The following is a 6,102-nucleotide window of genomic DNA, read 5'->3' on the forward strand; positions in this document are numbered from 1 at the left end:
AGCACAGGAAGTCGACGACTGAGCGGGCGCGTCAGGCAACGGCCACGACATCAGACGGTTGCTGCGCGCGGTCACTCGCGTGCGCTGTCCAGTAGCGAGCGCACTGCGGCAGATGAGGATGCTCCCCATTCGGCCCGGGGTTCCGGTGCAGCACCGATGGTCACCGCAAAACGGATCGTGCAGTATGGCGCGGTGACCGATTCGCAGCCTCCTTCATCAGCCGTTGCGTGGGCCGCTGAAGCCGCCGGTCCGGGTGCCTCCGCGCGCGCCGTTCGGCGACTCACCGGCGGCACTCACGCCGCCACGCATCTGCTTCGGACCGAGCGCCCGACGGGGGAGATGGTGCTGCGCCGGTTCCCGCCGGGCGACGACGCCGCTGCGCGGGAAGCCGGCGTGCTGGCGGCTCTCGACGGGTTAGACGGCTTGGCTCCGAGGGTGGTGGACGTCGACCCCGCCGGTCATCGGTTCGGTGAACCGGCCATCTTGGTCACCCGGCTGCCCGGCCGTGCCGACATCACGTCGGTCTCCTCGCAGGCGACGGCCGAACAGCTAGGACGCGTCTTGGCCCGCATCCACGCCATGCCGCTCACCCGGCTTACCGGGCTCCGGGACGGTATGGCAGCAGCGTCCGCCTCATCTCCTGCCGGCGTCGATGCGGGGCCTACCGCATCGGTCCTGGCTGCCCATGGTCATCGCCTTGCCAGTCAAGAACCCGTTCTGACGCACTATGACTATTGGTCTGGCAATGTTCTGTGGGAGCAGGAGATGATTACTGGCGTCGTCGATTGGTCAGGGGCTGCACAGGCGCCGCGCGGCCTCGACGTGAGCTGGTGCCGACTGGATTTGACTCTGCTGCACGGCCCGGACTCGGCTGAAATTTTCCTGGCGGCGTACGAGCAAGCGGCAGCAGCAGATGTGCCCGACCTGGCGCTGTGGGACTTGTTCGCCCTCGGCAACTCCTACCGCACCGTCGAGACGTGGCTCCCCAACTACCACGACCTCGGCCGCACCGATCTGACCGCGGCCCACTTGCGCGAGCGTCACACCATCTGGATTCAGGAGTGCCTCGCCCGCTACCGAATGGACTAGGAGACGCAGGCAAGATCGTTGAGCAATGGCGCCCGCGTTCTCATCGGCATGTCCGAACGTGTCGCACCTGTACGTGCCTGGATCGACGGATACTGGTAGTGACGGACGCGCCAGCGCCGCCGCGCGCTGCCTGCGGCAGATCCGGATACCGAATCGCGGGCAGTGGCCGTGGCATCAAGCGACGCAGAACTCGTTGCCCTCGGGGTCCTGCATGACGACGTGGCCGAGCACGTCGCCGTACCACTCCTCGCGGATCACCGTCGCGCCAGCGGCGACCAACTCGGGGACTTTCTGCCGGATCAGTCGGGCGCGCTCGACCATGTCCCAGGGGCCTGGACCGGCCACCCGGACATCGATATGCACTCGGTTCTTGCTGGACTTGCCCTCGACTTCATACTGGAAGAATCGGACACCTTTCCCGAAGTGCATAGGGCAACCTCGACAAACCAAGAACCGAACCAGCTTCAAATTCAGGCCAACGTCAGCACGTGATCGAATCCGCGAAGCTGGGCTGGCGAACTCACCATCGGCAGTACCAGGGCCGGTATCCCGGCGGTCACGGAACCGCCGTCGCCGCTGGGATGGTCACCGACCATCAGCGTTCGATCTGGCTGTGCCGCCAGGGCGTCGAGTGCGGTGCGCCAGATCCGTACATCGGGTTTGACGAAGCCGACCTCGTAGGAAAGAACGAATGCATCGATGTAGCGGTCAAGCCCGTGCCTCGCAAAGCATTTGCGAATGTCCCAGCCGACGTTACTGACCACGCCAAGGCGAATATCGCGGGCACTCAGTGCGGCGAGAGTGGACGACGTGTCCGCGTACGGCTCGAGCGCTTCGGCGTGCGTTTCGTGCAGGGCTCGCGCAAACGGCGGGTCCACCCCACGGATTTGCTGCAGGACAGCCAGAATCGCCCGGTCCCACACCTGTGGGTCCAAGTCGCGGGCAAAATGAGCAGGGTCCGTAGCCGTTGTCCGCAACAACTCAGCGTAATCCGCGGCGATGCGCTGCGCCTCACCGACGGCCACCTCCCGGCCGACCAAGGCCGCCGCGCTGCCGATCCAGCGGTTGGGGTCTCTGGCGAACAGGGTCCAAGCGAAGTCGAACAGGACGGTTGTCACGGGTTTCGAAGGCACCAGGTCACCCTAGATCAGCGGGACGATTGACGTGGATCATGATGCTCCTGACTGCGCTCGACGCAGAACAGGTTGCCCTCCGGGTCGGCCCTGGTCACCCAACCGGGGCCGTTGGGGCTTGCGATGATCCTCGTACTCGGGTCGCGCCCGAGCCCCTTCAGCCGCACGACCTCCTCATAGCGTGTCCCGTCGGTCGGCATGACATCGATATGCATTCGGCGACCGGTTCTTGGTTCAGCGGCTTTTCCCTCGGGCACCTTCAGGAAACTAATGGCGGGGCCCCGGCCATCCGGGTCGACGATCGACGCGTTATCGGGCTCGTCGAAGCCAGATTCCTTGACATAGCCGAGGGCCAGCGCCCAGAAAGCGGCGATCCGCTGCGGATGGTCGGCATCGCATCCCAAGGTCCAAAAAGTCGCCATGACGCCAACGTACGGGGGCTGCGACCCGCTGTCATCGGCATGCCGTCCGCTCATCGGCAGTTCCGCACGGCGAGCAGCCACCGTTACCGCCACGCTGCGTGACGCCCGGTCGGCGGCAAATGAGTCCGTGTGATCACGTTGCCCCGGTGCCGCTGTACCCTTTGCCGGTGGCGTTACCTTGCGACGAACGCGAGCGTCTGCTGTCGCTTTACCGAGACCGGGTTGACACCTACGTCGGCGTGGACGCGGGCTACGGACAGCGCTGGCGGAGTTGGTGCGCGACTCTGTTGTCGTTCGGGGGCTCACTCGTCGTACCGCCGGTCAGGCCCGAGTTCGATCTTGAAGAGTTGCTTGCCAGCGGGTCTGCGTTCGGATCGGCAGTGCGATGCGTGCAGGGCGATGTCGGTGAATGTCATCGAAACGTCGCGGCGCGCTGGATCGACGGAGCGATCGAGTCGATCGGCACGGGCTACGCGCTGTCCGCCGACGACCTCTGGCGGCAGCACTCGTGGGGCGTGGATCCCGACGGTGCGCTGGTGGAGACCACGGATGAGCGGCGCGCCTATGTGGGCATCGTGCTGCCCGCGAGAGCGCCGAGCATGCAGTTCGCCGGGAGCAACGCCCAAGAGCACCTCAAGACGGTGTTACGGCAACGTGGTCCCCGTGCTGCAGAGCTGATCAGCATGATCCGCGAACTGGCGAGCTCGGGCAGGTCTCGGTCCTAGCCGACGTTGGCATCCCGCTGCCGCGAGCAGCTCAACTGACCCGACCGACAACCGGCAGGCCAGCCGTACTCAACTCGGCCTGTCCGGGCGCTGAGGGCGCCGCCTTGCCATGGCGGCATGACAGTGAACCAGTAGCAGTGTGGTGGCCTCCCTGTCCCGATGCTGGGCTCAGGCGTCGTGGTCGAGCAGGGGGAAGCTGGCGAGCAGGCTTTGCAGGTGCACGACCTCGGGCGCGACCACGGACCAGGGCACTTGGTGTCCCTCGATATCCCTCGATAGGGCCGCTCGCGCGCACGCACGGCCCTGCTCGCGCAGCGAGGCCGCTACGGACCAGATGCCTGAGGTGGTGGCCTCTCGCGTGCCGTCCCACCCGGTGAGCCCCACCTGCCGCTGCGTGCGCCCCACCGTCGAGTGGGCCCCCAGCGCCAGCTCATCGCTCATCGCGAGCACCACCACAGGGCCAGAGCCCTCCAGCGTCTCGAGCAGCGCTGCGGCGGCGTCCTCACCGAGTTCGCGTTGGTTACGCTCCACCACGGCGATCCGCACGTCACCCCAGTCGTGACCGGCCTCGGTCAGCGCATCGCGGTAGCCGGCCAGACGAGCCCCGGTGACCGGGAAGGGGATCGCCTGCAGGTCCATCAGGTCAACGGGTAGGTCGTGGCCGCGCAGGACGCCGCTGGTGCGGCGCCGGTCCAGGGGGAAGCTGATGATGACGGGGGTCGCTTCGGCCAGCGGTGTGGCGGCCGCGACTGCTGCTGCGGCTGCGCGGTCATCGGGCCCGATGCACGCCAGTCCCGGGTGGGCCGGACCGCCTTGGATGGCGGCGGGTCGCCCGCTGCTCGCGACGGCGGCCAGCACCGGGTCATCGGCGACGGTGGTCCACAGCACGTAGCCGTCCACCGCCGCTGACAGCACCCGGTCGATGTCGGAGGCATCCCCGCGGGTGGGGATCAGCACCACTCCGAGGTCCTCGGTGACGCAGACGTCGGTGATCCCGGCCAGGAACTGCGCCGCCTGCGGGTTGTCGAAGAGGTAGGACAGGTGTTCCCCGACTACCACCCCCAGCTGGTTGGCGCGCCCTGAGCGCAGGGCCCGGGCGGTGCTGTCGGGGCGGTAGCCCAGATGGGCCGCGGCCTCCAGCACCCGGGTCCGGGTGGGCTCGGCGACCCGCGCGGGGTGGTTGAAGGCGTAGGAGACGGTCATTGGCGCGACCCCCGCCTGCTTGGCGACGTCTTTGATGGTGGGACGGCGTCGCGCAGGTGTGGGCACAACGACATCTTAGCTCGTTGTGTAACGTTACGAGGGTCTTGTGTAACGTTACGAAGCATGAGTCAAGACACGGTCGTCTCCGCGCCCCGTCCACCCGTTCTCGATGCCCGGGCCGTCTACGCGCCCTACGCCGCGTTCGCCGCGTTCGGGATCTTCTGGGGCGCCTGGGGAGCGGCCCTGCCCACACTGCGCACCCAGGCCGGGGTCAGCGAGGGCCAGCTGGGCACCGCCCTGCTCTTCATTGGCCTGGGGGCGCTGCCGGCGATGGCCTTCACCGGACGTGCGGTGGACCGCTACGGGCTCCGCGTGGCGTCATGGCTGCTGGCGGCACTGGCCGGTGCTGGCCTGCTCATCACCGCCGGCGCCGACGGGGTGGTGCTGCTGATCATCGGGATGCTCGTGGTCGGCGCCGCCTCCGGCGCTGCGGACGTGGCCATCAACACCCTCGCTGGTCGCGCAGAGCACGTCACCGCCAAACCTCTGCTCACCCGATCCCACGGGCTGTTCTCCGTGGGCGTGGTCATCGCCAGCCTGTCCACCGGAGCGCTGCTGGGTGCGGGGCTGTCACTGCTGGCGGCCTTCGCCGTGGTCGCGGCGGTGATGTGCGCCCTGGCAGCGGCTACCGCGTTGACCAGCATGTCGCTGCAGATTCCAGCTCACCAGGGCGATGCCGGTACCCGGGCGGAAGCCCGCGAAGGTGCCCGCGCGGAGCGAGGGGCGCCGGCAGGCTCCGCCGCGGCCGCGCCCCGTGGCGCACGGAGGCTCACGGGCCTGCTGCGCCGGATCAGCCCAACTTCACCCCTGTTCGTCGTGGGACTGGTGGCTGCCTTGGCCTACGCCATCGAGAACGCCCACCAGAGCTGGGGCGCGGTGATGCTCACCGACGTCTTCAGCGCCTCACCCCAGCTGGCGGCCGCGGCCCCAGCGACTTTTGCCGCCACCGTCGCGCTGGCGCGCCTGAGCCTGGCGCCGCTGTCGCGCAGCCACCCCACCGTGATGTTGCTCGGCGGAGGCGCGCTGGCCACCGTGGGCAGCGCGGTGCTGGCCACCGCCCCTTCGGTCATCATCGCCCTGGTCGGGCTGGTGCTGGGCGCCCTGGGCACCGCGACGCTGTTCCCCACCTTGCTCAGCCGCAGTCTGCGAGGCACCGACCCCGCTCAGCACGGCCGGGCCACCTCCACCGTCGCCGCTACCGCCTACCTGGGCTTCCTACTCGGCCCGGCCTACGTGGGTCTGCTGGCCGAGAGCAGCGACCTGCGCGGCGCGCTGCTCGGCGTGGCCGCACTCGCTCTGGTCTTCACCCTGGCAGCAGCGCCGATCAGCACCTGGGCTGCGAGAAGAGCGCACAGCGATCACTAGGACCGCTCGCTCTTCGACAGATCCGGAAGCCGAGCGGTTAGCCGCGGTCAGGCGTCCGCCACGCAGGGTTTGCCCGTCGCGCTGACCGTCAGATCCCAGGGACGT

7 protein-coding genes are annotated in these 6,102 nt (G+C 68.3%); 3 read left to right on the forward strand and 4 right to left on the reverse strand.

Translation table 11 applies throughout. The annotated features are described in order from the left end of the window. The first annotated feature begins 156 nt into the window (after positions 1-156). On the forward strand, positions 157-1,089 hold the full coding sequence (locus FXF52_RS40080; RefSeq protein ID WP_148804862.1) for a phosphotransferase family protein: 933 nt from the start codon (positions 157-159) through the stop codon (positions 1,087-1,089). 174 nt (positions 1,090-1,263) lie between these two features. On the opposite strand, the gene FXF52_RS40085 is transcribed toward FXF52_RS40080, so the two are convergent. From FXF52_RS40085 to FXF52_RS40095, 3 genes are read right to left on the reverse strand one after another with little or no spacing between them, the layout of a single operon-like run. Beyond that, entirely contained in the window at positions 1,264-1,518 is a 255-nt protein-coding gene (locus FXF52_RS40085) for a VOC family protein (protein ID WP_148804863.1), read from the reverse strand. A 41-nt stretch (positions 1,519-1,559) separates the two neighbouring features. Continuing rightward, complete coding sequence (locus tag FXF52_RS40090; protein ID WP_255472895.1) at positions 1,560-2,222, reverse strand: HAD family hydrolase; 663 nt, start codon at positions 2,220-2,222, stop codon at positions 1,560-1,562. A 14-nt stretch (positions 2,223-2,236) separates the two neighbouring features. Then, complete coding sequence (locus FXF52_RS40095; RefSeq protein WP_148804864.1) at positions 2,237-2,644, reverse strand: VOC family protein; 408 nt, start codon at positions 2,642-2,644, stop codon at positions 2,237-2,239. Positions 2,645-2,790: 146 nt separating this feature from the next. On the opposite strand from FXF52_RS40095, the gene FXF52_RS40100 reads away from it, so the two are divergent. After that, the gene (locus FXF52_RS40100; RefSeq protein WP_148804865.1) at positions 2,791-3,369 is read left to right on the forward strand and encodes a hypothetical protein; all 579 of its coding nucleotides are present in this window, start codon (positions 2,791-2,793) and stop codon (positions 3,367-3,369) included. 168 nt (positions 3,370-3,537) lie between these two features. On the opposite strand, the gene FXF52_RS40105 is transcribed toward FXF52_RS40100, so the two are convergent. Next, a complete protein-coding gene (locus FXF52_RS40105; protein ID WP_187414013.1) occupies positions 3,538-4,638 on the reverse strand; it encodes a LacI family DNA-binding transcriptional regulator in 1,101 nt (366 codons plus the stop codon). Positions 4,639-4,695: 57 nt separating this feature from the next. On the opposite strand from FXF52_RS40105, the gene FXF52_RS40110 reads away from it, so the two are divergent. Next, positions 4,696-5,997 carry an MFS transporter gene (locus FXF52_RS40110; protein ID WP_187414014.1) on the forward strand — a complete coding sequence of 434 codons (1,302 nt, stop codon included), beginning with the start codon at positions 4,696-4,698 and terminating at the stop codon, positions 5,995-5,997. The last annotated feature ends 105 nt before the right edge of the window (positions 5,998-6,102 follow it).

The organism is Micromonospora sp. MP36 (assembly GCF_008119785.1).
Lineage (GTDB): Bacteria > Actinomycetota > Actinomycetes > Mycobacteriales > Micromonosporaceae > Micromonospora.